Here is a 23,981-nt window from a genome sequence, read left to right on the forward strand (position 1 = left end):
GCCGGTCAGCCGACGATTCCGAGGAGGAACACGACGAACGCGACGAGACCGGCGACGCGGAGTGCGACGTCGCTGTCGAGGCCGCGGGCGTGTTCGAGACCCGCACGCCAGACGAACAGTTGCCAGCCGGCGACGACGAGACCGACCGCGAACGCGACCGGCCAGTCGAGAAACGACTGCAACCCCTGCAACTGCTGGAGGAGTGCCTCGGGGGTCTCCGAGAACGACGTTTCACGGATGACTCTCGACGCCGCGACGAGGCCGACGGCGGACTCGACGAGCATCGGCACGCCGCCCCACGCGGCGACCGCCAGCGTGTCGGCGAACGTTCCCCGGTCGCCGCCGCGCGAGAGGAGGTGTAGGAAGGCACCGACGACGAGCCACCCGAGCAACGAGAGCAGAAACACCATCGGGAGGAGGCCGGCGAACCGGTCCCAGAGCTCGTCGCCGAGATTCAGCTCCCTCGTCTCCGGCTCGTCGCAACCGGGCCAGTCGTCGCCGTTGTCCTCGCAGACCCAGTCGGGCGGTCGGTTCTCGTTCTCGACGGTGATGGTCGTGTCTAACGCTTCGCTGAACTGCCAGCCGACGAAGCCGACGGCGGCCGTCGTCAGTAGTGCAACGAGGAGCGCAGTCGCCAGCGCGCGGCCGAACCCGAGTCCGGGTGCGCGCTCTCGGAAGTACTCGTCGGGGTGGAGGAGGGGCGTGCGGGGCATCGTCGTCGTCGACTCGGTGCTCGGTGATAGTTCTTGTCGATTGACCATACACGCCGTTCGAGGGAACGTGGCGGCCGTCGCAGTCGCGGCGAGCGCAGCGACGCCGTCCGGTACGCGTTCGACCGCCTCTCCGCTCCGGCGATAGCAGGTGATTTACCGCACCGACGGAGACGGGAGGTATGAAGCAGGTCATCGTCGCCCGGACCGACATCGGGATGGGCCGCGGAAAGCTCGCCGCACAGGTCGCCCACGCGTCGCTGTCGGCGTACGAGGACGCCGACTCGCGCACGCGCAAGAAGTGGAAAGGGGAGGGACAGAAGAAAGTCGTCGTGAAGGCTCGCGGCGAGAAGGAGCTGTTTCGCTTGGCGGACCTCGCCGAGCGCGAGGGACTGCCGAACGCCATCGTCCGCGACGCCGGTCACACGCAGTTAGAGCCGGGCACGGTGACGGCGCTCGCGGTCGGTCCCGGGCAGGACAACCTCGTCGACAAGGTGACGGGCGACCTCTCGCTGTACTGAGCTCTCAAACCATCTCCTCGGCGGTGTCGATGCCGACGGCCACGCCGACGCTGTCTTCGGCCGGTTCGGCGCTCTCGACCGACGAGTCGAACAGCAGTCGCGCCTGCTCGTCGTGGGCGCGACCGGCGGCCGAGAGGAGTTCGTCGTCGAGGTCGAAGGAGTCGACGAACGACGACCACGCCGCCTCGTCGACGAGGTACGCCCGGCGACCGTCGACGGTGACATGGTCGAAGTCGCTCTCGAACTCGGAGTGTTTGCCGCGGAGCTCGGCGTCGAGGACGACGAGCGCGTCCGTCAGTTCGTCGACGGCCACGTCGGTCGTCTCGACGGTTCGTTCGACGACACTGGTATCGAAGGGGAGGTCTCTCATCTCGTCGCTGTCGTTGTGGTCGGACATCGTTCTCGACTCAATAGACGGCCGCCGACCGTTTTGTCGTTGTGGCTGACTGCAGGAGTGCGGAACTACAGCGCTTTTACCCGCGCCGCCGGAACCGACGGACAATGAGCGAACCGACGGCGACGACACGGCGTCCGGCGGCGGTGTGGCAGCCGACGACGCGACGACGGCCGGCGACCGAACGGAGGACGCGCTGATGCGCGAGGCACACCCCATCGAACGCGAGGTCGGCATGGAGTACTACGTGAGCGACGCCGACGGTATCGGAGGCGAGCTCCGCGTCGCTCCCGAGGATTTCCGCGTCCGCGAACTGGAGGCGTTCGACGCCGCGCCCGTCGACGCCGACCCCGGCGCGTACGCGAACCTCGTCGTCCGCGCGACGCTGCGCGGGTGGGACACCAACGACTTCGCCGTCCGCCTCTCCGACGCGCTCGGCATCAGCCGCGAGCGCATCTCGTGGGCCGGGACGAAGGACAAACACGCGATTACGACTCAGCTGTTCACAGTTCGCGGCGGCGACCCCGACGACCTACCGGAGGTGCGCGACGCCGACGTGGAGGTCGTCGGCCGTGCGGGTCGTGACATCTCCTTCGGCGATTTGGCGGGCAACGCGTTCGGCATCCGCGTTCGCGACGCCCAAAACCCGGAGAGCGTCGGCGAGATAACCGAGCAGCTGCGCGAGTTCGGCGGCGTCGAGAGTAACGACGGCGACGATTCGAACGACGACGCGCCCGTCGTCGGCGTCCCGAACTACTTCGGCCAGCAGCGCTTCGGCAGTCGTCGCCCCGTCACGCACGTCGTCGGCCTCCACGTCGTCCGCGGCGAGTGGCGAGAGGCCGTGCTCTCGTACGTCGGCAACCCCCACGAGAACGAACCCGAGGAGACCCGCAAAGCGCGCACGGTAGTGGACGAGGAAGCCGACAGCGCCGACCCAGACTGGCACCGCGCGCTCGACCGGATGCCCGGCTATCTCCGCTACGAGCGCTCGATGCTCCACCGTCTCGACGAGGACGGCGCGGAATCCGGCGACGACTGGCGACACGCGCTCGAAGCCGTGCCGTCGAATCTCCAGAGGTTGTTCGTCAACGCCGCGCAGTCGTACGCCTTCAACCGCATCCTCTCGGAGCGTCTTCGTCGCGGTATCCCGTTCGACAAGCCGGTCGAAGGCGACATCGCGTGTTTCGCCGACCGGGACGCGCCCGAGGGCCTGTTCCGCCCCGACACCGACCGACTGCAGGCGGTGACGGGCCGTCGCGTCGACATCGTGGGCAAGCACTGCGAACGCGGCCGAGCGTTCGTCACCGCGCCGCTGGTCGGGACGGAGACGGAACTCGGTGAGGGGGAACCGGGCCAGATAGAGCGCAAGATTCTGTCGGAACTGGACCTCGAACAGAGCGACTTCGATTTGCCCGGCAACTTCGAGTCGACGGGGACGCGGCGGGCGATTCTGGTTCGGACGCGGATGGAAATCGAGGAACGCCCATTGGATTTCGAGTTCTCGCTGCCGTCGGGGTCGTATGCGACGGCCGTGATGCGCGAGTACACGAAGTCGGGGCCGTTGGATCTCTAACCGACGGCGTTAGCTCGGTGCAGTACCGTCACGCGGGTCGGACGGTGGTCCGCCGCCATCTTTTCGGTCGCGTGCGAGCGACGCCCCGACGAGGAGCAACGGCGCCCCGAGTACCGCGAGGGCGACGGCGTAGACGCCCGTGAAGAGGACGAGAAGCAGGCTCATCCCGGCCACCGGGGTGGTGAGCGGCGACCACGACAATACTGGAAGCGCGAACGCCAACGTCGCCGTCGCAACGCCGAGTTTCCGGTCTCCACGACCGATCGCGTACCCCGCCGGGAGGAGCGCGAACGCTGGAACCACGAATGGAAGACTTGACAGGAGCGCCGTCGTCACGCCGGACGCGTCGAACAGCGCCGCCCCGCCGATAGCCGCGGCGGCGGCGAGACACGTCGCAACGGCCGCCCCCACGAGTACGGTGCGGAACGTCGCGTGTTCGCGGACATCTCCCACCGAGAGCCCGATTCCGATCGCGGCGAGACCGACGCCGATTCCGAACATCGGCGCGTCGAATCCACCCATTCTGAATACGGTGATAGAGAGGAGTGGATACGCTGCTGCGAGCACACCGACCGTGAGGAGGCCGGTCCCCGCGTAGTTCTCGACGCGCTCGAAGTGTCCACTCCGCGTTGAGAGCCACGACACCGCACCCGCGATGCCCGCGACGAGAGTGGCGAAGAACGCGGTCGGCAGACCGACGAACACGCCCAGATTCAGCGCGGCGACCGGGCCGAGTTTCTCGGTGACGGCGAGCGGGCTCAGGACCGCCCCGAAAGCGCTGTCTTCGGGGACGAACGTGACGAAGTCGCCCTCGTCGGCGTCGGTGAACTCGGTGAGCGTCATTCGTCGCCCGTCCTCGGAGACGGTCGAACCGGGGACGGTCCAACCGACGCGCATCCCGTCGGGCGCGACGACGACGAGTTCGTCCGCGCCGAGTCCGTCGAGGTTGCGGTACCCGTACGACTCGGTGAACGCGCCCGAGCGGAGCGTGCCCCCGGCCGACCGCTCGGCGAACTCGGGCTCGCGGTAGCGCGCGGTTAGCACGCCGTCTTCCGAGACGGTCGTCGATAGCAGTTCGGTGTCCCACATCGCGCGGTCGGCGATGGTCTCGCGGAGTGTGGCGTTGGCTCGTAGTCGCGTTGCGGCCTCGGCGTCGGCGACGCGATTGCGGACGACCCACGTCGCGCTGCCGTTCTCGTGAACTCGGACGGTCGCGGTGCTCTCCTCGACCGAGAGGTCGACCCCGCGGTCGGCGGCCGTCTCGGCGAACGAGTCGCCGCACCCGTCGCAGAGCGGCCGCGGCGGTGGACGGGCGTCGGCGACTGGCGCGACGAGCGAGGTCGCGAGGAGGGTGGCGCAAAGGAGGGCGAACCACAGCGGGCGATTCATGTCACCGATGTGTATCGTGTCGGCCAAGAAGGTATCGGAGGCTGAAACGACCGCTGCACCTTCGCTCGTGTGGGACGGATGCTGACTCTCGGTGGGAGAAATCCTTAATTCTTAGACAGGAGAGCACGAATACGATGAACGTCGGCAAAGTCCTCCAGTCGAGTCGCTTCTCGACAATCGACCCCGCGGTAGCAGTCGCGCTCCCGATCGCCGTCGCGCCGTTCGGCTACCTCGTCGGATATCTGTTCGTCGTCCACCTCGTCGCCTCCGAGGCGGAGGCCGTCTGGCTGACGACCGTCGTAGCGACCACCCTGGCATTTCTCGGCTACTCGCTCGCGTTCGACACCGATTCTGGACCGGACCGCTAAGCCCCGAACCTCCATCCCTTCGGGCATCGTCCACCGCGTATGGTCGCCGCTCACGAACCGCTCGAACGCCTCGACACCGGTCTCTGGACCTACCGCGAACCGCTGCGCTTCTTCGGCCTCGAAATCGGCCGCGTAATGGTCGTCGTCCGCCTCTCAAGTGGCGGTCTGTTCGTCCACTCGCCGGCCGAACTGACCACCGACCTCCGCCGGGCGTTGGCCGAACTCGGCGACGTACGGTTCGTCGTCCCGGCGAGCAAACTCCACGGTCACCTGTACATGGAGCAGTACCGCGAGGCGTACCCGCGCGCAGAGTTACTGGCTGCGCCGGGACTCGACAAGCGGCGAACCGACCTGGATTTCGACGGTCTCCTCGGCGGAACGTCCGACCCGCGGTGGAGCGCCGACCTCGACCAGACGGCGTTTCTCGGTCACCGCTGGCTCTCCGAAATCGAGTTCTACCACCGCCCGAGTCGAACGCTGATCCTCGGCGACGTCTGCTATCACGTTACTGCCGACGCACCGTTTTTCACCCGCCTCGCCGCTCGTTTCGCCGGAATCTACGGCCGCCTCGCAATGCCGCCGGACCTCCGTAGGACGATAGTAAACGAGGCGGCGGCGCGGAACTCGGTCCGAAAAATGCTCGCGTGGGAGTTCGACCGAGTGCTCGTCGGGCACGGGTCGGTGGTAGAGTCCGAGGGACGCGCGGCCGTTCGCGAGGCGTTCGACTGGTTGCTCTGACGCGTCGAAACGGACGAAGTTATAGGCTGCCGACCACCATCACCGGTTATGCACTGCGGCCGGTGCGGCACGCCGTTGGAGAAACCCGGAGACTACTGTCTGACCTGCCGCACCGGCAACTGCGACGCCGTCGTCCTCGACTGTTCGCGCGACCGCGCGACGCTCACGTTTCTCGACGAAGAGACCATTATCGGCGAGACGACGGTGACGACGATGCCCGAGACGGGCGAGGAGTCCGGCGTCGTCGAACTGCGGAACTTCGCCGGGCGCGTCGCCGACGAGATCCGGCGCAAGCGCCCCGAGACGGTGTACGCCGCGGGCGACCGCGAGGTCATCCGCGAGACGCGCGCGCAACTGCACTACGAGTTCTACCGCGTCCGCGACGGCGACCCCGTCGAGGCCGTACTGGAGAGCCGCGGCGAACGCACGCTCGAAGTCGTCGAGGCGTCGCCGGGCGAGAAACTCGGCGGGTCGCACACGACGCTCATCGGCGGGCGAAACGGTCGCAAGGCCATCGGCGTCGTCGCCGGCCACCCGCACGTCAAGAAGATCGTGCCCGGCCCCATCGACGCCGGGGGGAAGGGGTCGCGGACGAGCCTCCGCGCGAAGGTGACGCGCGCCGACGACAACGGCAACGTCCGCCTGCTGTTGCGTGACGGGTCGAGCGTGCAGGAGAACCGCGTGGTGACGACGGCGATGGACAGAGAGACGGGCGAACGCGTCCGCGACGACCTGAACGAGGCGCTCGTCGACGCGGAACTCCGATCCGCAGACTGAACTCGGGTGACGGGACTGTGGTCAGTCGGCGGCGGACGACGCCGGACGACACCGGGCGACGCCGGACGACACCGGACGACACCGGGCGACGCCGGACGACACCGAGGCCGTGGTCAATCGGCGGTGCCGTCCCGCGTCTCTCGGTCCGTCGTCCGGTCGGTCGACGACGGATTCGCGGAATCGCCGTCCGACACCGTGTTCTGCAACAGCGTCTGGAGTCCGCGGCGGAGGCGCTCGGACACCGCCTGTCCGGAGACGTCGAATTCGTCGCCGAGATCGGCGAGCGAACACCGGCGCGGTACCTCGAAGTAGCCCGCGTCGACGGCCTCGGTCAACACGTCGCGTTGGGCGTCGGTGAGACCGTACTGTCCCTGCCCGCGAGTCGACGCGCGGTAGAGTCGGTGGAGCCGAAACGAGAGTCCGGTGTCGATACAGCGCTGGCGGTACGCCGAGACGGACGCCCGGTTGGGAAACTGCATCCGGAGCGACCACCCGTCGGCGTTGGCCTCCGCGGCGAGCATCACCGCGTCCAGTTCCGTGCGGATGTAGTACGTCGAGGCGTCGGCGCCTTCGGGGCTGAGCGTGATGCGGTACTGTCGCCAGTCGTCGGCCTCGTCGAGGACGTCGGCGTCCGCGACGGTCGGGTCGTCGTCGAGCGCCGCGTGGAACGTGGCGAGACCGTCACCCGTGGCTCGAACCTGCAGGAGGACCGTCCCGCACTCCCGCGCGTACTGCTGGTCCAGCGCGACGGTGACGCCCGGAGCGCTCGTCAACGTCGTTTCGAGGATCGACGTCGAGAGGGTGAGTTCGGCGATGAGCATCTGTCGTTCGACTCGGTTCTACGAACGTATAGTAGACGATTCGCTAAAAATGCATCGTACGGCCGTCGAAAATACGCCGCCCGCTCGGTCGATCTGCTCGAATCAAAAAAAAAAGCGGAGCGGCTACCGCAACTCTTCGACGGCTGTGAGGTCGACCCAGTCGTGGAGTATCGGACTCTCCGTCTGCTCGACGGTGCCCTCCTGTTCGTCGTACGAGAGCGCGCCGATATCGTCGAGCTTCGGCAGGTGGACGTGTCGGAGCGACACCAGCAGACTCCGGAAGTGGTCGGGTTCGACGCTCTCCCGACAGTCGACCTCCCACGCGGTCATCGTGTCGGCGATGTCGTACACGTCGACCTCCTCCCCGTTCACCTGGTGAAGGTAGTACAGCACGTCGCGACGGCGACGGTTCGAGAGCGCTTCGAACGCTTCGTCCAGGCGCGCGCGGTCGACGGTCGTAGACGGTGCGTGTGTCGGATGGTCGCTCTGGCGTCCGAGCGTGTGGTTGTTGCACATGGTGAGGTGAGCACCCGGGAATACTCCCAGCGCGGGTAGAAACCGGCGCCACATCGTTCAAACTGTGGCGCTTTCACAGCCATGGTTTTATATGAACGATAGCGCCATCCAGGAAGAGTCGCGAGGAGATACGTTCCGGCCGGAGGTGGACTCGTAGGCTTTATCTGTCCGCTCGGGATAGTTGCCACCACTATGGCCGACAATAAGGCACGACAGACCGGTAGCTCGGGCCGCTTCGGCGCGCGCTACGGTCGCGTCGCGCGCAAGCGGGTCTCCGACATCGAATCCGAGATGCGAAACGCCAGCGTCGACGGCGACGACGTCAAACGCCTCGGTACGGGCATCTGGGTCAACAAAGAGACCGGCGAGAAGTTCACCGGCGGCGCGTACCGCCCCGAGACGCCCGGCGGACGCTCCGTCCGGCGCTCCATCCGCGCAGCGCTCGACGAAGACGAATAGTTCTACAAATGAGTTACAAATGCTCCCGCTGTAAGCGCGACGTCGAACTCGACGAGTACGGGGGCGTCCGTTGTCCGTACTGCGGTCACCGCGTACTCCTGAAGGAACGCGCCCGCGTCGTCAAAGAAGTCGACGTGAAGTGACCGGCGGCTAGTGTCGCATCTGAGCGTTCTCCGCTTTTCGTACCCCGACGAGCGACGCGCCCGTATCGTCGAACGGAGCGTCCGCGTCGAAGTCGGCGAGATCGACGACGAGCGGTCGCACGCGAGCGTCGCGAGAGAGGGCGACACCGTCGAAGTACGGGTCGAAGCCTCGGACCTCGTCGCGCTTCGCGCGGGCATCAACTCGTGGACCCGGATGGTCGCCGTCGCAGAGCGCGTGTCGGGACTGGGGGTCGCCGACCCGCAGACGGGAGAATAAATACGGGGCTTTTTCAGTCCAGCGCACATCGGACCGACTATGCAAGGAAATCTACCACCGGAAGCGCAGGAGAAGCTCGAAGAACTGCAGGACCTTCAGGAGACCGCACAGCGCGTCGGCACGCAGAAACAGCAGTCCGAGAGTACGCTCTCGGAGTCGAAGACGGCGCTCGAAGCGCTCGACGACATCGACGAGGACGCGACGATGTACCGCGAAGTCGGCGAACTGCTCGTCGAGACCGAGTACGACGAGGCCCGCGAGCAACTCGAAGACCGCGTCGAGAGCCTCGAGATTCGCGTCGAGCAGCTCTCGAAGCAGGAAGAACGCGTGCAGGACGAGTTCGAGAGTCTGCAGACGGAGCTCCAGCAGATGCTGCAGGGCGGCGGCGCGGGCGGTCCCGGCGGGATGGGCGGCCCCGGTGCAGGCGGCGCGTAGATGAGCGCCGACGTCGAACCAAGCGACGACGAAATCGTCGAAACGGCCGCCGACGCCGCCGAGGGCGTCATCTTCGCTCACTACAGCCAGTCAGCGGTGCGTGACATGGACGTGACGGTCACGTTCGAGGACGGCGTCTTGGACGTGGACGTGTATCTGAACGCGCCCGACGACGACGTCGACCCCGAAACCGTCGCCGACGAGGCCGCGCTGGCGGCGCGCGACGCCGTCGACGGCCTGTTCGCCGCGACCGAGTCGTCGAGCGAGTGACGCCGCCGTTTCGGTTTTTCTTTCCGACGGTATCGCGGAGGGGAACAGCTAAGCGGCAGTAGTGTTAATAGTTACCACATGGCTATCAGAGGGCGAGGTGGAACGACGGCGCTGGACAAACTGCGGTCGCACTACGACCGAGTCGACCTGCGGTGTCCTCGGTGCGGCTACGAGGACAGCGACGGCCGGTGGACCGCCCGGACGAGCGGTTCGCAGGTGCTCTACCGACACGTCTGTCCGAGCTGCGGCGAGATTCGGACGCGGACGCTCCGACTCGGCCGGTGAGCGGGGACTGACGGCCGACGCCGCGGTCGGCAGTCGCCGAGCGCTCGCCGCATCTTCCGAGCTATCCTACCGCAATCGAGAGAGATTCTACTGTTCGACAGACTCCAATCGACGGCTAGTGTAGTGCTCCCGAAAGGGTCACGTCTACCTCTGCAGTTGCATACCGGTTAAACGTCTCCATGTGGTAGCTGTGGTACCGATGAGATGTAAGAGCCGATTACGGGTGAAAAGACACCCAATATCCGAGTCGACGAGAAGCCGAGCGCACGAATCGGGCCTCGTCGACGTCTACTGTTCGAATTCGACCATGAAGACCGTCTCGAGGAGGGATAGATACGATGACGACAGTGTTCGTTACGGACGGCCAGAGTCGTAGCGCTCTCGCCGTCGTCCGGTCGCTCGGCCGCCACGGCGTCCGCGTCGTCTGCGGCGATTCGACCCGGTTCGCGACCGCCTTCACGTCGAAACACGTCGACGAGTGCACCCTCTACCCGGACCCGAATACTCGTCCGGCCGCCTTCGTCGGGACGCTCGTCGACTACCTCCGCGACAACGACGTCGACGTACTGTTACCGGTCGGCCACGAGTCGACGCGACTGGTGAACCGGTCGCGGGAACTGCTGGCCGAGCACACCAACGTTCCAGTCGCCGGCAGGGAGGAGTTCGATCGGTTCGTGCGGAAGGACTTCGTGATGAGCCAGGCCGAGAAATTGGACATCCCGCATCCGCGAACGGTGTTCCCCGAGAGCGTCGACGAGGCGTGCGAACTGGTCGAGACGCTCTCGTTTCCGGTAGTCGTCAAACTCCCATCCGAGGCTGGGTCGAAGGGACTGCAGTACGTCGAGGAGCCGGCGGCGTTCCGCGAGACGTTCCTCGAAGTGTATCGGGGTGGAGAGATGCCCATCGTTCAGGAGCGGATTCCGAGCAACGGACAGGGGATGGGTGCGGCGTTTCTGCGGTGGGACGGCGAGATAAAAGCTCGGTTCGCGTACCGACGGCTGCGGGAGTTCCCGCCCAGCGGCGGGCCCTCGACGCTCCGCGAGAGCATCCACGACGAGCGACTGTTCGAGGCGGGCGAGACGCTGCTCGACGACGTCGACTGGCAGGGCGTCGCGATGGTGGAGTTCAAGAACGACCCGCGGACGGACACGCCGAAACTGCTCGAGGTGAACCCGCGATTTTGGGGTTCACTCCACCTGCCGTACCGGTGTGGCGTCGAGTTCCCGTGGTTGTTGACGCAGTGCGCGCTCGGAGAGGACCCCGAACCGGTGACGACGTATCCCACGGGAGTCCGGTGTCGCTTCCTCCTGCCGGGCGACGTGCTGAACCTGCTCAGTCGACACGACAGGGCGGCGGTTCGCGAGTTCTTCCCCATACGAGAGGAGGGGACGTACTTCGACATCCTCGACCGGTCGGACCCGCTGCCGACGCTCGGTCGACTCGCGGCGATCGCTCGCTACTCGGTCGACTACGACATGTGGCGCTACGCTATCGTTCGGTGAGGCGAACGAGTAACGGCCTCGGCCGTCGTTCGAGAGGACGCGGACGAGGGAAGGAGAACCGAGATGAACGAGTTCGAAGGCGATCGGAGCAGTAGCATATACGTTACCAGATTGACAGACTCCGAAGCGACCGACCGCGCGCTCGTCGGTGGCAAGGCCGCGAACGTCGCCCGACTCGTCACCGCCGGGTTCACGGTGCCCGACGGGTTCTGCGTGACGACCGAGACGTATCGCGAGCTAGTGGACGACGAGGCGATACGGGCGTCGATTCGGGCGCTATCGCACGTCGACCCGACGAACGCGACTGCGCTCGCTGACGCGGCGACGACCCTGCGAACACAGATTCGAGCGCAACAGTTCTCTCCGACGGTCCGGGACGCTATCGAGCGAGCGGCGGCGGAGACTGCCAACGGAGTCGGTGAGGCGTTCGCGGTCCGGTCGAGCGCGACGGCCGAGGACCTCCCCGACGCCTCGTTCGCCGGGCAGCAGGAGACGTACCTCAACGTCCGGGGGAGAAACGAACTCGTCGACCGAGTCCGCGACTGCGTAGCGAGTCTGTTCACCGACCGCGCCATCGCCTACCGCGCGAAAAACGAGATCGCACACGAGGGCGTCTCCATCGCCGTCGTCGTCCAGCGAATGGTCGACGCCGACGTCTCCGGCGTCCTGTTCACCGCCGACCCGGAGACGGGGAACCGCCGGGTCGCCGCCATCGAAGCCGGCGTGGGTCTCGGCGAGGCGCTGGTGTCGGGCGAGGTGACCGCCGACGCCGTTCGAGTCGACAGACGGACCGGAGAAGTTCTCGACTACGAAGTCGGCGAGAAAGCGGTCGCAGTCCGACCGGTCTCCGGCGGCGGAACGGCGCGCGTCGAACTCCCGTCCGACGAACGGAGCCAGCGTGCGCTCTCCGACGACGAGGTGCGGACGCTCGTCGAGGTCGGCGCCGACATCGAGGCGCTGTTCGGACAGCCACAGGATATCGAGTGGTGCTTCGCCGACGGCCACCTGTACGTCCTCCAGTCGCGACCCATCACCTCGCTGTTTCCGGTGCCGTCGCCCGCACCGACCGACGACCGTCTCCACGTCTACTACAGCGTCGGCCACGCGCAGGCGTTGCCCGAGGCGATGCCGCCGCTTGTCAGAGACGTGTGGCTGTCGTACGCGCAGTCGTCGCTCGCGGCGTTCGGCCTCGAGTCCGACGAACCGTGGGGCGTCGAAGCCGGTGGGCGCGTCTACGCAGATATCACGCGGGCGCTCCGCATCGATGCGCTCCGCGACGACGTTCCCCGATTTCTCGGCGCGGTGAGTGAGCCGATGTCGGTCGCGCTCGACGACCTACTGGCGCGCCGCGGTGACGAGTTCCGGACCGAACGGTCGCGGCGAGAGTCGGTCGCGTCTCTCCCTCGTACCGCAAAGAGCGCACTCACGGGCGTTCGACGAGGGTTCCCCTTGATCCGACTCATGGTGTCCGGCTTCTTCGGCGCGTTCGTCGGCGAACCGAACCCGCCGAGCTACGAGGAGGCGCTGTGGACCGTCTGGGGCGTCGAGACGGTCGAGGAGATACAGCACACAGAGCCCCTCAGAGACCGAGTTCGCGAACCGTTCGACCTCTTCGCTTCGGTCGACCGCTTCGGGTCGCTCCCGCGAATCGGCCCACTGTACGCGGCGCTCGTCGTCGACAGTTGGCTTCGGCATCGGTTCTCAGCCGTCGCTGCCGACGACGTGAACGCCGTCGGTCGAGGGTTTCCGAACGAACTGGTGACGCGACTCAATCTCGGCCTCGGCGACCTCGCGGACCTCGCGCGCGAGCACCCCGCTGTCGCCGACGCGCTCCGGGAGGGTGCGTCGCTCGACGACCTTCGACGGTACGAGGGCGGCGACGCGTTCCGAGACGCGTTCGACGACTACCTTCGCGAGTTCGGTCACCGCGCGACCGGCGAGATAGATCTCAGCCGACCGCGGTGGCGCGAGGACCCGTCCGGACTCCTCGCGACGGTTCGAGCGAACCTCGAACACGGCGAGAGCGGCGAACACCGCGAGCATCTCCGAGAGATGCAGGCCGAGGCCGAGCGCGCGGCCGAGCGACTCGAAGACCGGGTCGATCACGGGATTTTGGGTCCGGTTCGCAGACGAATCCTCAGGCAGCTACTCCGGACCTACCGCGGCTACATCCAGACGCGGGAGTATCCGAAGCAGGGGACCGCGTACATGTTCACGGCGTGGCGCGAGGTGCTTCTCGAAGCGGGCGAGTCGCTCGTCGCCGACGGACAGTTAGACGAAGCCGACGACGTCTGGTTCCTCCGGCGGGACGAACTGTTCGCCGCCTTGGCGGGCGAGTCGCTCTCGGTCGACATCGACGCCCGGCGCGCGACGTTCGAGCGACACGCGGCGATGGACGCGCCGCCGATTCTGACCAGCGAGGGCGAAGCACCCACTCCCACCGTCGCCCGCGACGACGTTCCGGCGGGCGCACTCGTCGGGACGGGCGTCTCCGGGGGCGTCGTCGAGGGCGTCGCCCGCGTCGTCCGCGACCCGACCGTCGAGACCATCGAGCGGGGAGAGATTCTCGTCGCCCCCTCCGCGGACCCCGGGTGGACGCCGCTGTTTCTCAACGCGGCGGGGATGGTCGTCGAAGTCGGCGGCCGGATGAGCCACGGCGCGCTCGTCGCCCGCGAGTACGGTATCCCCGCGGTGGTGTCGGTGCCGCGTGCGACTCGGACCGTGCAAACGGGCCAGCGAATCCGCGTGGACGGGACGCGAGGAATCGTCGAGTTCGTCGACTGACGGCAGTCAGGCGAGAAAGAAGATGAGAACGCTCACGAGAATCGTCGTGCAGGCGATGGCCGCGGCGAACGCGCCGCCCATCGAGACGGCGACGTTGGCGTGGCTGGCAAGTGTCTCCGTGCGGTCGTTGCCGAAGACGGTCACCTCGGCGTGTTCGACGGCCATCCCGGACTCGACGGGTTCGCAGTCGGCGACCGCCTCCGAGACGAGACGCCGAATCAGCGACCGAAGTTCGTCGTGGTCGATGACCGCACCGACCTGGTTGTCCGCCTTCACCGTGTTGACGATGTGCGTGTCGGTGGTCATCACCTCGGCGGTGTCGACGAGCGGTCCGCCGCCGTCGCCGACAGGGTCGGTGGTGTCGTCGGCGTCAGAGGCGTGGTCGGCGTCGCTTGCGCGTCCGCCGTCGCTTCGGGCCGCCGTGACGACGGCAGGTTCGTCGGCCACCGTCGAGTCGACGCTCGTGCAGAGGTCCGAGATGATTTCGTCGCGCAGGCCCGGTTCCATGTTGTTGCCGTCGACGAGCACGTAGGCGGTCGTCTCTCCGTGCACTTCGGAGACGGCGACGCGGATTCCGAGCGGACCGATGCCGTCGCGCGGCGTCCAGTCGGTCGGGTCCGAGGCGACGCCGAGTGTGAGCAGGCCGCCCTCGGCGTCGGCGAGCGCCCGTCCGACCGCTCCGGCACCGTGAATCATGTCGAACGAGCGCCGACTGCCGGGGGTGACGTGACCGAGGTCCGGCCCCTCCAGCCCGTTGTTGCTGTTGTGCGCGTCGACGAGCAGTACGTTGTCGAGTCCGCTGGTCCGTGCCTCCGTCGCCGCCGAGAGGCCGACCGAGTACTCCACGTCGTCGGCGAAGTTCGGTGCGAACGTCGAGACGACGAGCGCGTCGTCGCCGAAGCGCTGTCCGACGAGTTTCGCCTCGCCGGAGTCGACGCGGACGCTCGCGCTGGCCTCGGCGCTGTATTCGATGCGTTCGTGGGCGTTCTCGGCGGCTTCGAGGATGGTGTCGACCTCGCGTTCGGTGACGAGGTTGAAGTCGTGTCCGGCCGTCGCGTGCGGCGGGAACGCGAGCCCTTCGGTGCGGCGGGCGACGCGCTCGGGGAAGTTGCCGCCGCCGATCTCGCCCATCGGTCCGGGGTGAATCATCGGGAGGACGAACTGGGCTTTCTCCTCGCCCTCGCCGTCGCGAAACGCCAACACGGTGACGGGGACGACCGCCTCCTGACCCAGTTGCTCGAAGAAGTCCTCCAGTTCGCGGGAGCCTTCGGCGATGTGGCCGATGAATCCGCGGATGAAGTCGAGCACCGAGACGCCGAGGCTGTTGCGCCACGGCCGGTCGATGACTTCGAGGAAGGCGTAGACGCTCATCGCGTAGATGACGCACATGACGCCGAGGAGGACGAAGTGGTCCGGTGTGAGCGCCGACAGCACGTCGGGCGCTTGGGCCGAGCGCGAGAAGTACGGCATCAGGTAGGCGTCGAGGATGGGGCCGCCGACTTCGAGGTAGCTGAGCGTTCCGCTGTAGATGAAGAGCAGGAACGCCGAGGCGAGCGTCTGGATGCTCGCCGGAATCGACGCGACGAGAATCGACGACCGCGACACCGCTATGATGACGAGCAGTCGGAGCGCGAAGATGGACGCGAGCGCGACGACGAGCACGTCGTAGACGAACCGCTGGTCGAGCGAGGTGAGCACGGCGAGGATGGCCGCCACGGTGAGCAGTCCGACGAGGACGATCTCGCAGGCCAGCGCCAGCAGCGACGACCGGTTCGGCGTCAAGCGACCGCCGAAAAAGCGGTCGACGCCGGTGGTCGCGACGCTGGCGACCACGGTCGGAATCCCGACGAAGAAGATCCCCTCCCAGGCGTCTTTGCCGACGAAAAACAGCCCGCGCCACGTGCCGTCCCGGAGGCCGGAGTCGAACGCGCCGACGCCCGCAATAGCGGCGATGAGCAGCGCGAACCCGAGGCTCGCGTACCACGACGGGGCGCGGAAGATGAACCGCGAGAGCCCAGCGAGGTTGCTCTGCGTCGCTGTCATGCCGACGAGATTGGACGCCCGCCTCCTAAAACCTCGCTACTTGTCGTTCGGCGTTGACTGTCCGCCCGTCTGTCAGTCACGGCAGGCGCGACGCTGGGGCCGGTTCGCGTCGTTCAGGACTCGCAGCGGGCGATGAAGTTCTCGAACACCTCCTGGCCGCGCTCGGTGTGGGCGACCTCGGGGTGCCACTGGACGCCGTAGAGTTCTTGGTCGGCGTCGCTCATCGCCTCGATGCCGCAGACGTCGCTCGTCGCGGTGTGGGTGAAACCGTCGGGCAGTTCCTTCACCTCGTCGGCGTGGCTCGCCCAGACGCGGGTCCGGGGCGCGAGCGAACCGACGAGCGGGTCCTCGTCGTCGAGTACTTCGACGGTGACGTCGGCGTAGCCGCCGTAGTCGCCCGACCCGACGCGCCCGCCGAGTTCGGTCGCCATCACCTGCATGCCGAGACAGATGCCGAGCACCGGAACGTCGAGGTCGAGATACTCCGCGGAGCGCCCTGCGCGGTCGGCGTCGGGGCCGCCCGAGAGGACGACACCGTCGGCGTCTACCTCCTCGGGCGGCGTCTCGTTGTCGACGATATCGGCGTCGACGCCGGCGTCGCGCAATGCCCGCTGCTCCAGATGTGTGAACTGCCCGTGGTTGTCGATGACGACGACTCTGGTCATGGCGGAGATTGGACCGACGAGCCTAAAAACGAATCGGAGTCGGGTCGAAGTGATCACGTTCGTGCATTCTTCGATGGCGACACGTTCTTGTCGATTGATAAAAGCGTCGGGCTATGAAGCGGCGACAACTACTCGCTACGGTGGGTCTCGGCGCAGTCGCGGGACTCGCCGGGTGCGGAAGCCCGAGTTGAGGATCGTCGACGACGGCGGCACCGATTTCCTCTCCCGTCGTCGAAGACGGACGCGAGGAGTACGCCCACGACATCACCGTGCAGAACGACCGAGAGACCGAAGAGGCGGTCACGGTCACCGTCGAACGAGAGGGCGAGACGCTGTACCGTCGAACGCACTCCGTTACAGGCGGCGAGGAACGGACGGTGGCCGGGTTCGTCGACGAGTCACTTCCGGAGGGCGAACAGGAAGTCGAGGTGTGTCTCGAGGCGGTCGGCGAGTCGAGTTGTACGGACTTTCGCGTTCACCCGTGTTACGGAGGTGTCTGGGCGTCACTCGACGGAGACGGCGTAGCGGCGTTCATCGACGCCTGCTGAGCGCCGCCGGGTCGAACCGCCGGTTCCTGCCGTCCCACTCGTCCTGGTCGTTCGCCTCGCGCGTGTCGAGGTACACCTCGACGCCGTTGCCGTCGGGGTCGTCGAAGTACAGCGCCTTGCTGATGCCGTGGTCGACGGGAGCGACCGAGACGCCTCGCTCGTCGAGCGTCTCGTACGTCGCTCGCAACTCGGCGGGCGTCTCGACCTCCCACGCACTGTGATAGAGGCCGACGCCCGGGCCGGGGTCGGCAGCGTCGTCGCCGAGCGCTTGCAGGGCTAAATCGTGGTGGTGCGACCCGAACGAGAGGAACGCGTAGTTCACGTGGCGTTCCGTCACGTCGAGGCCGAGAAGTGACGAGTAGAAGTCGACGGCGCGGTCCAGTTCTCTGACTTTCAGGTGAACGTGACCGAGGTGTGGCATGACTCGCGTAGGACGGGAACCGTCAAGAACGTTCGTCGGACGTGCGATCGAACCGCTCGCTCGCGGACCGAAATCCGAACTCGGCCTGTTCCTCGCTGCGGCGCTGTTCGCGCGCGGCCAGCGCCTCCGCGTCGGGGTTCACGTCGTCGTCGACGCGCGCGAACGACTTGTGGACTTTCGCGTGACACCACCGGCAGAGCGACACCGTGATCTCGTGACTCGGTTCGGCGTCGTCCCCGTTGGCGTCGTTTCCACGGCCTCCGCTACGCTCTCCGCCTCCGCCGTGATACGAGAGGTGGTGTTCCTCCAGCAGCGGACGCGCCGACGACTGATGCGCCATCCGAATCTCGGGCAGTCCACAGCGGACGCACTCGCGGCCGTCGGTGGTCGAGCGGTAATGCGGGCAGTCGCGCCACTCGCAGGCGGTCTCGCCGACGAGACAGCGGTAGTCGTCGGCGCGGCGTGCCCGGGCGAACTCGGGGTCGTTGCCCGCGTGCGAGAGCGCGTAGCGACAGCGGCCGTCGCCGGTCAGGTGGTCACAGCGCCCGGCCAGCTCGTAGGGGTCGTCCACGCCGACCGGTGTCCCCTTCGGCGTCTTCTCCATACGGAGGTCTGTCGGGCCGACACTACTTGTACTCTCGACGTTCGAGCGTCGCCCGCCGCGCTGTCGACCGTCGCCCGAACGACCGACTCGCGTCTCGGTGTCGGAGTCGGCGGTGGTCGCGCCGGGGTCCAACACCGGCTAGACCCGAAGACACTCTCGAAACCATATTATTCTGGTTTCTTACCAGATATAAAATTACTTCAAAACGTTCGACTATGAAACGGTAGTTTGAAATCGTCGGATGTTGGTAGATGGATTACAACCAGATTACTGCTGGTCAACGACGCCAGCATAGCCGCGAAATATCTATGAAAGACCATTCATCACACACCGGGCACTCTTACGATACGGATCGCTATCGACAACGGCACGAAGCTATCGTCGACCCCGGCGAGACGGATCTCTCGTTCGCGGTCATCGATGCGATAGCGGCCGTAGAGGGCGTCGACCCGCTCGAACTCGACCCCTTCATGCACGAATCCATCGACCCCGACGCGCTGAACAGCCTCTTCGCCGGCACCGAGGAGACGTCCCTCGGCGGTTCCGTCGCGTTCGAGGCACTCAGCTACACCGTCGTCGTCGAAAGTCACGGCCGAATCACCATCTACGAGCAGAAAGACAGCGGCGGGCGGCGGCCGCTCGCGGCCGGTATGCGGTAACCGTCGTCGGAAGAACCTGACACACTTTTGTAGTTCCGTCGTGACGCCGAGTCGTGCAACTCGTTCACGAGAACCGACCGATAGCGACCACCGTCGAGTTCGCGGACACGCTCCTCACACAGACTCGTGGACTGATGTTTCGGCGCTCGGTCCCCGACGACTACGCGCTCGTCTTCCGGTTCGACGAGGCCGAACGACGAAGCCTCCACATGCTTTTCGTCTCGTTCCCGATAGACGCGCTGTGGGTCGTCGACGGTGAGGTGACCAAACACGCCCGACTCTCCGAGTGGACCGGTCTCGGATGGGGCACCGCCGACACCATCGTCGAACTCCCCGCCGGTGCCGCAGACGGCGTCGACACGGGCGACTCGGTCGAACTCGTCGAGTGACACGGCGAGGAAGCGAGCGCGGGCGACGCATCCGACAGGCAAGTTCTGTCGTACCCCACAGGTTGATACGTGGGGGCGTCCACGGGGCATCCACAATGTCGGACCACACCGGCACGGAGGATAGGGTAAGTCGCCGCGAGGCGACTGGCCGAGAAATTCCGCGCCCAAGATAACTTCTCGACCGACGACGCGAACGCGGCTGCCAACCCGTTCGCAGCGTCGCTCGACGGACGCGACGTACTGCTTTTGGATACGACGCTCAGAGACGGCGAGCAAGCGCCGGGTGTCTCGCTCTCGACCGACGAGAAGGTCGACATCGCACGCGCACTCGACAGAGCGGCGGTGCCGTTCGTCGAAGCCGGGAGCGCCTGCACCGGCGCGGGCGAGCGCGACGCCATCGCCCGCGTCGCCGACCTCGGCCTCGACGCGACGGTGACGAGTTTCGCGCGCGGCGTCCGCGCCGACGTCGATCTCGCGCTCGACTGCGGCGTCGACGGCGTCAACCTCGTCGTCCCCGCCAGCGACCGCCACGTCGAGGGGAAGGTGGGTACCGACCGCGACTCCGTGGTCGAGACGACGGTCGAACTCGTCGAGTACGCCCGCGACCACGGCCTCTGGGTCGAGGTGCTGGGCGAGGACGGCTCGCGGGCCGACGTCGACTTCCTCGACCGCCTCGCGGCGACGGCGCACGACGCCGGAGCGGACCGCTTCTGCTACTGCGATACTGTCGGCTACGGCAGCCCCGAGCACACCGAGCGCGTCGTCTCGCGACTCGCCGATCACGGCCCGACGAGCACGCACGTCCACGACGACCTGGGCTTCGCGATGACGAACGTCCACGCCAGCCTCCGGGCGGGCGCGGACCTCGTCCACGCAACCGTCAACGGCGTCGGCGAGCGCGCGGGCAACGTCGCGCTCGAAGAGGTCGCGGTCGCGCTCTCGCACTGCTACGGCGTCGACTGCGCGAAGCTCGACGAACTGTACTCGCTGGCGCAGACCGTCGCGCGCGCGACGGAGACGCCGCTGCCACCGAACAAGGCCGTCGTCGGCGAGAACGCCTTCGCCCACGAGAGCGGCATCCACACCGACGGCACGTTGAAGGACGAGGCGATGTACGAACCGTACCCGCCCGAGATGGTCGGCCGCGAGCGGCGACTCGTCCTCGGCAAACACGCCGGCGGAGCGGGCGTCCGGGCCGCGCTCGACGAACACGCTGTCGAGGTGACCGACGACGAACTCGCGCGAGTCGTCGAACGCGTCAAGGGTCTCGCCGAGCGCGGCAAGCGCGTCACCGACGCCGACCTGCTCACCATCGCCGAGGACGTTCAGGGTCGCTCACGCGAGCGCCGCGTCCGCCTCGTCGACCTGCAGGCGACAAGCGGCGGCGGGGTGCCGACCGCCAGCGTCCGCCTCGCCGTCGACGACGAGGAACGCGTCGCCGCCGGAACGGGCAACGGCCCCGTCGACGCCGCAGTCGAGGCGGTCCGGACGGCGCTCGGTCCCGACGCCGCCTTCCAGTTGGAGTCGTACCACGTCGACGCCATCTCCGGCGGCACCGACGCCGTCGTCACCGTCGAAGTCGAACTCTCGCGCGACGACCGGACGGTGAGCGTCGCGGCGGCGGACGCCGACATCACCCGCGCGAGCGTCGTCGCGATGGTCGACGCACTCGACCGACTACGCGCTCCGAGAGCGGTCACGGAGGCACCGCCCACCGACGACTAAACAGAGAGATGGAGCGGGAGAGAGCCACAGAGCGGCACACGTGTCAACTCGTCTCGGCTACGAATCGAAAGATGCCGTGGCGATGGTCGTCGTTTTAGCTATCCCGATACTTATCACGAGTGACGAGACTACTGAGCGTATGAGACGTCGCCGCTTCTGTGCCCTCCTCGGAACGGTCGGTGTCGGCGCAACCGCCGGGTGTACCGACCGACTGCCGGAGTTCGGTCCGAACACCCAGTTTCCGCCCGCTGCTCGCGACGCCGACTTCGACCCGATGCTCGACGACAGCCCCGCCGAACGTGTCGACGTCGGCTCCCGGGTCGGCGTCCTCCGTCCGGCGGACAACGGACCGCACGGCCTCAACGTGTGGAACGACGGTCCGACCCGCGAGATAACCGTCTCCGTCTTCCGAAACACGTTCCCGGCGCACGAGGCGTTCGAGCGAACGTTCGAACTCGCCGCCGGCGAGTACGTCGCGTTGACGCTGCACCGACCGGCGAACTACACGAGCGTCGTCTCCGTCGAGGACGCGACGGATGGGTCCGGCGGGACGAACGAAACGAACGGAACCGGCGGAGCCGGGGGAACCGACGCGACTGCCGCGTCTGTCGGCGTCGACCGCTCGAACTTCGACTGCAACGAGTCGGCGACGACCGTCGCCGTCCGCGAATCCGGGCGGATGGAGTGTTCGTCGTGGTCGACGACGATGGGGTGCGGTCCGCTGTAGTCGACCGGCGACGGAACTGAAACACCGAAGTGGGTCGAACGCGAACCCCGACCCGTCACCGTGAGCGAGTTCCTCGTCGAGGTCAAACCCTCCGCGCGGCGGACCAACGGCGCGGTCGGCGAGGCCGTCGTCCGCCGCGGGTCGCGCCGCCGTTTCGGAACGCGAGACGCCGCCGAGTTCTGGGCGGCGTCGCTCTCCGAGCGCGGCGAGCGCCGCGTCTGGATTCGACTCGCCGACCCGCGGGACGGTTCCGACACCGACGGCTACCTCGTCGGCCGCCATGGACCGCGCGCGCTCGACGGCGCGTACGACAAGCGACGTCGACGGCTTCGCGGCGGTGACGGCGGTGAACAGTCCGGATTCGACCGGTTCTAGTGAGCAGGCGGGGTGGCGTACTCCCTGACGTAGACCTCGACCAGCGCCTTCAGCACGCCGAGGATAATGGGGCCGAAGAAGATGCCCATGAAGCCGAGCGCGGCGACGCCGCCGAAGATGCCGACGACGAACAGTCCGGGGTTGAGACGCGCCTCACGCCCGCCGATGACGGGACGGAGATAGTTGTCCGAGAGGCTGACGACGACGGCACCGTAGACGAAGAGAAACACCGCCGAGACGTACTGGCCGGTGAGCGCCAGATACACCGACGCCGGGAACCAGACGACGGACGCACCGATGAGCGGCAGAAGCGACAGGAGAATCGTGACGACGGTCCAGAATACGGCGCTCGGGAAGCCAACGATAGCGAACCCGATTCCGGTGAGGACACCCTGGACGAGAGCGACCAGGACGTTCCCGACCAGCACCGCCCACATGAGTCGGTCGATGCGGGCGTGGAGCTCGTCCTGTATCGGCGTCGGAAGCGGGACCGCCCGACGAATCCACGTGACGAGCGCTGTCCCGTCCGTCAGCAGGTAGTAGAGCAAAAACAGGAGGACGGTGAGGCCGATGACCGCGTTCGAGAGGCCGCCGAAGATGTCAACGACGCTGTCGACGAGCGACGACCCGCTTCCCTGCGCGGAACCGAACAGCGCTTCGACCGACAGGTTCGCGGGTACGAGTTCCTCGAACGCCGTCGACCTCGACAGCAGTTCTCGGACGGCGGTGACGACGGTGCGGGCCTCTCCGAGAACGACCTGAACGACGAGGACGACCGGAAGCAGTACTGCCAACGTCGAGACGACGATGAGTGCGGCGGCGGCGACGCGAGCGCCGACTCTGGGTTCGAGCCGTCGGTGGAGCGGCTTCAACACGTAGGCGAGAAGCACCGCCGCGAGGACGTACTGGAGGAACGAGAACAGCAAGAACGCCGAGAGGGCTCCGACGAGTCCTATCGCGAGCAGGAGAAACAAGCGGTCGCGGTCCATACCCCTAGAAGGAGTGACAAGTGGATAAATCGGCAGTACCGCCCGGTCCGGGGTCGACGACTCAGTTTCGCTCGTGGCTTCGAGAGGCGTCTCGCGTTTCGGGTTCGCCGACGTCTCGCTCCCCCGGCGGCGACTCGCTACCCTCGCCGCTTCGCAGCAGTTGTGTCAGTTTCCGCTCGAATTCCTCATCGGTCACCTCGCCGTCGGCGTACCGCATCTGCAACACGCTCACCGGGTCGGGGTCGCGGGAGTCGTCGAAGGCGACGGAAGAGCGCCGAGCGAGCGTGGATGCTCGTTCCAGCGACTCGCGGGCGAGCGAGTAGGTCGCCGCGAGGCCGACGACGCCGAACAGAAGCACCCCCCACGCCGAGAAGATATCGTTGGGGACGGCGAGCAGAAACGCCAGCGAGGCGAGCGTCCGTTCGAGGATTCCCTCCCGAAGGAGTCCCGAGAGGAGGTACGAAGCCCCCGAGAGAACCAACTCGACGCTCAAGACGAGTGCGAGGAGTGCGACAATCGCCTTCGACGGCGACCACGAGACCGCCCGACTGTCGGCTGGCCGTTGCATGCACAGCGTTTCAGCGGAACAGGGTATGTATGTTTCCGTCCTCGTCTGCGGCGAAGGGAGACGTCCCAGGGGCGTATCTGGGGGAGAGAGTGTCGAACGACGCGGTGTTCGCTCCCGCTGGTCGCTCGTCCTCTCGTTCATCTCTCTTGGCTTGCGCGTACAGCGAACCGAGCCTCGCGGCGCGATAAAACGCGCCGCTCGGAGTATTGGTTCTCTGAAAAGCGCCGAGGGAGAGATTTGAACCACGGTCACTCGCTGGTGCTCGTTCCCCGATTCAAATCTCTCCACGAATTGCACACCGCGACC

The 23,981-nt window shown here is 66.8% G+C and carries 30 protein-coding genes; 19 read left to right on the forward strand and 11 right to left on the reverse strand.

What is annotated here, in order from left to right; translation table 11 throughout:
• Positions 1-5 precede the first annotated feature (5 nt).
• Positions 6-713, reverse strand: coding sequence for a Yip1 family protein (locus LAQ74_RS11010; protein WP_224332596.1), 708 nt, complete (start codon positions 711-713; stop codon positions 6-8).
• A 179-nt stretch (positions 714-892) separates the two neighbouring features.
• Here LAQ74_RS11010 and pth2 point away from each other — a divergent pair, with 179 nt between their 5' ends.
• Positions 893-1,231, forward strand: a complete 339-nt coding sequence (pth2, locus tag LAQ74_RS11015; RefSeq protein ID WP_224332597.1) for a peptidyl-tRNA hydrolase Pth2 — start codon at positions 893-895, stop codon at positions 1,229-1,231.
• Between the two features lie 4 nt (positions 1,232-1,235).
• Here the strand turns inward: pth2 and LAQ74_RS11020 are convergent, their stop codons facing one another.
• On the reverse strand, positions 1,236-1,628 hold the full coding sequence (locus tag LAQ74_RS11020) for a DUF8048 family protein (RefSeq protein WP_224332598.1): 393 nt from the start codon (positions 1,626-1,628) through the stop codon (positions 1,236-1,238).
• A gap of 196 nt (positions 1,629-1,824) precedes the next feature.
• On the opposite strand from LAQ74_RS11020, the gene truD reads away from it, so the two are divergent.
• On the forward strand, positions 1,825-3,198 hold the full coding sequence (gene truD, locus LAQ74_RS11025) for a tRNA pseudouridine(13) synthase TruD (RefSeq protein WP_224337245.1): 1,374 nt from the start codon (positions 1,825-1,827) through the stop codon (positions 3,196-3,198).
• 9 nt (positions 3,199-3,207) lie between these two features.
• Here truD and LAQ74_RS11030 read toward each other — a convergent pair whose 3' ends face one another.
• Entirely contained in the window at positions 3,208-4,587 is a 1,380-nt protein-coding gene (locus tag LAQ74_RS11030; RefSeq protein WP_224332599.1) for a hypothetical protein, read from the reverse strand.
• 134 nt (positions 4,588-4,721) lie between these two features.
• Here LAQ74_RS11030 and LAQ74_RS11035 point away from each other — a divergent pair, with 134 nt between their 5' ends.
• Genes LAQ74_RS11035 through LAQ74_RS11045 form a run of 3 tightly spaced genes read left to right on the forward strand, consistent with a single transcriptional unit; the run spans position 4,722 to position 6,470 of the window.
• On the forward strand, positions 4,722-4,955 hold the full coding sequence (locus LAQ74_RS11035; protein WP_224332600.1) for a hypothetical protein: 234 nt from the start codon (positions 4,722-4,724) through the stop codon (positions 4,953-4,955).
• 39 nt (positions 4,956-4,994) lie between these two features.
• Positions 4,995-5,693, forward strand: a complete 699-nt coding sequence (locus LAQ74_RS11040) for a DUF4336 domain-containing protein (protein ID WP_224332601.1) — start codon at positions 4,995-4,997, stop codon at positions 5,691-5,693.
• A gap of 48 nt (positions 5,694-5,741) precedes the next feature.
• Positions 5,742-6,470, forward strand: a complete 729-nt coding sequence (locus LAQ74_RS11045; protein ID WP_224332602.1) for a DUF2103 domain-containing protein — start codon at positions 5,742-5,744, stop codon at positions 6,468-6,470.
• Between the two features lie 113 nt (positions 6,471-6,583).
• On the opposite strand, the gene LAQ74_RS11050 is transcribed toward LAQ74_RS11045, so the two are convergent.
• Both LAQ74_RS11050 and LAQ74_RS11055 read right to left on the reverse strand, forming a co-directional pair.
• Positions 6,584-7,291 carry a helix-turn-helix domain-containing protein gene (locus LAQ74_RS11050; RefSeq protein ID WP_224332603.1) on the reverse strand — a complete coding sequence of 236 codons (708 nt, stop codon included), beginning with the start codon at positions 7,289-7,291 and terminating at the stop codon, positions 6,584-6,586.
• Between the two features lie 123 nt (positions 7,292-7,414).
• A complete protein-coding gene (locus LAQ74_RS11055; RefSeq protein ID WP_224332604.1) occupies positions 7,415-7,807 on the reverse strand; it encodes a DUF7344 domain-containing protein in 393 nt (130 codons plus the stop codon).
• A gap of 192 nt (positions 7,808-7,999) precedes the next feature.
• Here LAQ74_RS11055 and LAQ74_RS11060 point away from each other — a divergent pair, with 192 nt between their 5' ends.
• The 8 genes from LAQ74_RS11060 to LAQ74_RS11095 all read left to right on the forward strand — a co-directional run bounded on the left by LAQ74_RS11060 (position 8,000) and on the right by LAQ74_RS11095 (position 13,962).
• Entirely contained in the window at positions 8,000-8,266 is a 267-nt protein-coding gene (locus tag LAQ74_RS11060; RefSeq protein WP_224332605.1) for an eL43 family ribosomal protein, read from the forward strand.
• A gap of 8 nt (positions 8,267-8,274) precedes the next feature.
• The gene (locus LAQ74_RS11065; protein ID WP_058580947.1) at positions 8,275-8,409 is read left to right on the forward strand and encodes a DNA-directed RNA polymerase subunit P; all 135 of its coding nucleotides are present in this window, start codon (positions 8,275-8,277) and stop codon (positions 8,407-8,409) included.
• A 10-nt stretch (positions 8,410-8,419) separates the two neighbouring features.
• Complete coding sequence (locus LAQ74_RS11070; protein ID WP_224332606.1) at positions 8,420-8,686, forward strand: KEOPS complex subunit Pcc1; 267 nt, start codon at positions 8,420-8,422, stop codon at positions 8,684-8,686.
• Positions 8,687-8,725: 39 nt separating this feature from the next.
• Complete coding sequence (locus LAQ74_RS11075) at positions 8,726-9,121, forward strand: prefoldin subunit beta (RefSeq protein WP_224332607.1); 396 nt, start codon at positions 8,726-8,728, stop codon at positions 9,119-9,121.
• The gene (locus LAQ74_RS11080; protein WP_224332608.1) at positions 9,122-9,391 is read left to right on the forward strand and encodes a DUF3194 domain-containing protein; all 270 of its coding nucleotides are present in this window, start codon (positions 9,122-9,124) and stop codon (positions 9,389-9,391) included.
• 78 nt (positions 9,392-9,469) lie between these two features.
• Positions 9,470-9,676 carry an HVO_0649 family zinc finger protein gene (locus LAQ74_RS11085; protein WP_224332609.1) on the forward strand — a complete coding sequence of 69 codons (207 nt, stop codon included), beginning with the start codon at positions 9,470-9,472 and terminating at the stop codon, positions 9,674-9,676.
• A gap of 338 nt (positions 9,677-10,014) precedes the next feature.
• Positions 10,015-11,178, forward strand: coding sequence for a carboxylate--amine ligase (locus LAQ74_RS11090; protein ID WP_224332610.1), 1,164 nt, complete (start codon positions 10,015-10,017; stop codon positions 11,176-11,178).
• Positions 11,179-11,241: 63 nt separating this feature from the next.
• Positions 11,242-13,962 (forward strand): PEP/pyruvate-binding domain-containing protein, encoded by a 2,721-nt coding sequence (locus LAQ74_RS11095; RefSeq protein WP_224332611.1) that lies wholly within the window; start codon positions 11,242-11,244, stop codon positions 13,960-13,962.
• 6 nt (positions 13,963-13,968) lie between these two features.
• Here LAQ74_RS11095 and LAQ74_RS11100 read toward each other — a convergent pair whose 3' ends face one another.
• Positions 13,969-16,005 (reverse strand): DUF2070 family protein, encoded by a 2,037-nt coding sequence (locus LAQ74_RS11100; protein WP_224332612.1) that lies wholly within the window; start codon positions 16,003-16,005, stop codon positions 13,969-13,971.
• Between the two features lie 113 nt (positions 16,006-16,118).
• On the reverse strand, positions 16,119-16,670 hold the full coding sequence (locus LAQ74_RS11105) for a GMP synthase subunit A (protein WP_224332613.1): 552 nt from the start codon (positions 16,668-16,670) through the stop codon (positions 16,119-16,121).
• 269 nt (positions 16,671-16,939) lie between these two features.
• Between LAQ74_RS11105 and LAQ74_RS11110 the strand changes: the two genes are divergently transcribed.
• Entirely contained in the window at positions 16,940-17,218 is a 279-nt protein-coding gene (locus LAQ74_RS11110) for a hypothetical protein (RefSeq protein WP_224332614.1), read from the forward strand.
• On the opposite strand, the gene LAQ74_RS11115 is transcribed toward LAQ74_RS11110, so the two are convergent.
• On the reverse strand, positions 17,202-17,639 hold the full coding sequence (locus LAQ74_RS11115; protein WP_224332615.1) for a VOC family protein: 438 nt from the start codon (positions 17,637-17,639) through the stop codon (positions 17,202-17,204). The two genes, LAQ74_RS11110 and LAQ74_RS11115, sit on opposite strands and share 17 nt — an antisense overlap.
• A gap of 22 nt (positions 17,640-17,661) precedes the next feature.
• Complete coding sequence (locus LAQ74_RS11120; RefSeq protein WP_224337248.1) at positions 17,662-18,243, reverse strand: DUF7097 family protein; 582 nt, start codon at positions 18,241-18,243, stop codon at positions 17,662-17,664.
• Positions 18,244-18,551: 308 nt separating this feature from the next.
• Between LAQ74_RS11120 and LAQ74_RS11125 the strand changes: the two genes are divergently transcribed.
• The 5 genes from LAQ74_RS11125 (at position 18,552) to LAQ74_RS11145 (ending at position 22,118) form a co-directional block, all read left to right on the forward strand.
• Positions 18,552-18,902, forward strand: a complete 351-nt coding sequence (locus LAQ74_RS11125) for a HalOD1 output domain-containing protein (protein ID WP_224332616.1) — start codon at positions 18,552-18,554, stop codon at positions 18,900-18,902.
• 53 nt (positions 18,903-18,955) lie between these two features.
• The gene (locus LAQ74_RS11130; RefSeq protein ID WP_224332617.1) at positions 18,956-19,291 is read left to right on the forward strand and encodes a DUF192 domain-containing protein; all 336 of its coding nucleotides are present in this window, start codon (positions 18,956-18,958) and stop codon (positions 19,289-19,291) included.
• A gap of 240 nt (positions 19,292-19,531) precedes the next feature.
• A complete protein-coding gene (locus tag LAQ74_RS11135; RefSeq protein WP_425498531.1) occupies positions 19,532-21,016 on the forward strand; it encodes an alpha-isopropylmalate synthase regulatory domain-containing protein in 1,485 nt (494 codons plus the stop codon).
• Positions 21,017-21,155: 139 nt separating this feature from the next.
• Positions 21,156-21,743, forward strand: coding sequence for a hypothetical protein (locus tag LAQ74_RS11140; RefSeq protein ID WP_224332619.1), 588 nt, complete (start codon positions 21,156-21,158; stop codon positions 21,741-21,743).
• 60 nt (positions 21,744-21,803) lie between these two features.
• A complete protein-coding gene (locus LAQ74_RS11145) occupies positions 21,804-22,118 on the forward strand; it encodes a DUF8081 domain-containing protein (RefSeq protein WP_224332620.1) in 315 nt (104 codons plus the stop codon).
• Here LAQ74_RS11145 and LAQ74_RS11150 read toward each other — a convergent pair.
• Both LAQ74_RS11150 and LAQ74_RS11155 read right to left on the reverse strand, forming a co-directional pair.
• Positions 22,115-23,107: an AI-2E family transporter gene (locus tag LAQ74_RS11150; RefSeq protein ID WP_224332621.1), complete on the reverse strand. Its 993-nt coding sequence runs from the start codon at positions 23,105-23,107 to the stop codon at positions 22,115-22,117. The two genes, LAQ74_RS11145 and LAQ74_RS11150, sit on opposite strands and share 4 nt — an antisense overlap.
• A 61-nt stretch (positions 23,108-23,168) precedes the next feature.
• Positions 23,169-23,675 carry an SHOCT domain-containing protein gene (locus LAQ74_RS11155; protein ID WP_224332622.1) on the reverse strand — a complete coding sequence of 169 codons (507 nt, stop codon included), beginning with the start codon at positions 23,673-23,675 and terminating at the stop codon, positions 23,169-23,171.
• Positions 23,676-23,981 lie beyond the last annotated feature (306 nt).

Source organism: Haloprofundus halobius, assembly GCF_020097835.1.
GTDB classification, from domain to species: domain Archaea; phylum Halobacteriota; class Halobacteria; order Halobacteriales; family Haloferacaceae; genus Haloprofundus; species Haloprofundus halobius.

What these genes read in the sequence shown, in the direction of transcription:
- LAQ74_RS11120 (WP_224337248.1), bottom strand. Translation starts at nt 18,243, where the DNA reads ATGGAGAAGACGCCGAAGGGGACACCGGTCGGCGTGGACGACCCCTAC.
- LAQ74_RS11155 (WP_224332622.1), bottom strand. Translation starts at nt 23,675, where the DNA reads ATGCAACGGCCAGCCGACAGTCGGGCGGTCTCGTGGTCGCCGTCGAAG.
- LAQ74_RS11095 (WP_224332611.1), top strand. Translation starts at nt 11,242, where the DNA reads ATGAACGAGTTCGAAGGCGATCGGAGCAGTAGCATATACGTTACCAGA.
- LAQ74_RS11050 (WP_224332603.1), bottom strand. Translation starts at nt 7,291, where the DNA reads ATGCTCATCGCCGAACTCACCCTCTCGACGTCGATCCTCGAAACGACG.
- LAQ74_RS11045 (WP_224332602.1), top strand. Translation starts at nt 5,742, where the DNA reads ATGCACTGCGGCCGGTGCGGCACGCCGTTGGAGAAACCCGGAGACTAC.
- LAQ74_RS11020 (WP_224332598.1), bottom strand. Translation starts at nt 1,628, where the DNA reads ATGTCCGACCACAACGACAGCGACGAGATGAGAGACCTCCCCTTCGAT.
- LAQ74_RS11010 (WP_224332596.1), bottom strand. Translation starts at nt 713, where the DNA reads ATGCCCCGCACGCCCCTCCTCCACCCCGACGAGTACTTCCGAGAGCGC.
- LAQ74_RS11150 (WP_224332621.1), bottom strand. Translation starts at nt 23,107, where the DNA reads ATGGACCGCGACCGCTTGTTTCTCCTGCTCGCGATAGGACTCGTCGGA.
- LAQ74_RS11060 (WP_224332605.1), top strand. Translation starts at nt 8,000, where the DNA reads ATGGCCGACAATAAGGCACGACAGACCGGTAGCTCGGGCCGCTTCGGC.
- LAQ74_RS11140 (WP_224332619.1), top strand. Translation starts at nt 21,156, where the DNA reads ATGAGACGTCGCCGCTTCTGTGCCCTCCTCGGAACGGTCGGTGTCGGC.
- LAQ74_RS11090 (WP_224332610.1), top strand. Translation starts at nt 10,015, where the DNA reads ATGACGACAGTGTTCGTTACGGACGGCCAGAGTCGTAGCGCTCTCGCC.
- LAQ74_RS11100 (WP_224332612.1), bottom strand. Translation starts at nt 16,005, where the DNA reads ATGACAGCGACGCAGAGCAACCTCGCTGGGCTCTCGCGGTTCATCTTC.
- LAQ74_RS11115 (WP_224332615.1), bottom strand. Translation starts at nt 17,639, where the DNA reads ATGCCACACCTCGGTCACGTTCACCTGAAAGTCAGAGAACTGGACCGC.
- LAQ74_RS11085 (WP_224332609.1), top strand. Translation starts at nt 9,470, where the DNA reads ATGGCTATCAGAGGGCGAGGTGGAACGACGGCGCTGGACAAACTGCGG.
- pth2 (WP_224332597.1), top strand. Translation starts at nt 893, where the DNA reads ATGAAGCAGGTCATCGTCGCCCGGACCGACATCGGGATGGGCCGCGGA.
- LAQ74_RS11105 (WP_224332613.1), bottom strand. Translation starts at nt 16,670, where the DNA reads ATGACCAGAGTCGTCGTCATCGACAACCACGGGCAGTTCACACATCTG.
- LAQ74_RS11040 (WP_224332601.1), top strand. Translation starts at nt 4,995, where the DNA reads ATGGTCGCCGCTCACGAACCGCTCGAACGCCTCGACACCGGTCTCTGG.
- truD (WP_224337245.1), top strand. Translation starts at nt 1,825, where the DNA reads ATGCGCGAGGCACACCCCATCGAACGCGAGGTCGGCATGGAGTACTAC.
- LAQ74_RS11075 (WP_224332607.1), top strand. Translation starts at nt 8,726, where the DNA reads ATGCAAGGAAATCTACCACCGGAAGCGCAGGAGAAGCTCGAAGAACTG.
- LAQ74_RS11080 (WP_224332608.1), top strand. Translation starts at nt 9,122, where the DNA reads ATGAGCGCCGACGTCGAACCAAGCGACGACGAAATCGTCGAAACGGCC.
- LAQ74_RS11055 (WP_224332604.1), bottom strand. Translation starts at nt 7,807, where the DNA reads ATGTGCAACAACCACACGCTCGGACGCCAGAGCGACCATCCGACACAC.
- LAQ74_RS11035 (WP_224332600.1), top strand. Translation starts at nt 4,722, where the DNA reads ATGAACGTCGGCAAAGTCCTCCAGTCGAGTCGCTTCTCGACAATCGAC.
- LAQ74_RS11125 (WP_224332616.1), top strand. Translation starts at nt 18,552, where the DNA reads ATGAAAGACCATTCATCACACACCGGGCACTCTTACGATACGGATCGC.
- LAQ74_RS11030 (WP_224332599.1), bottom strand. Translation starts at nt 4,587, where the DNA reads ATGAATCGCCCGCTGTGGTTCGCCCTCCTTTGCGCCACCCTCCTCGCG.
- LAQ74_RS11065 (WP_058580947.1), top strand. Translation starts at nt 8,275, where the DNA reads ATGAGTTACAAATGCTCCCGCTGTAAGCGCGACGTCGAACTCGACGAG.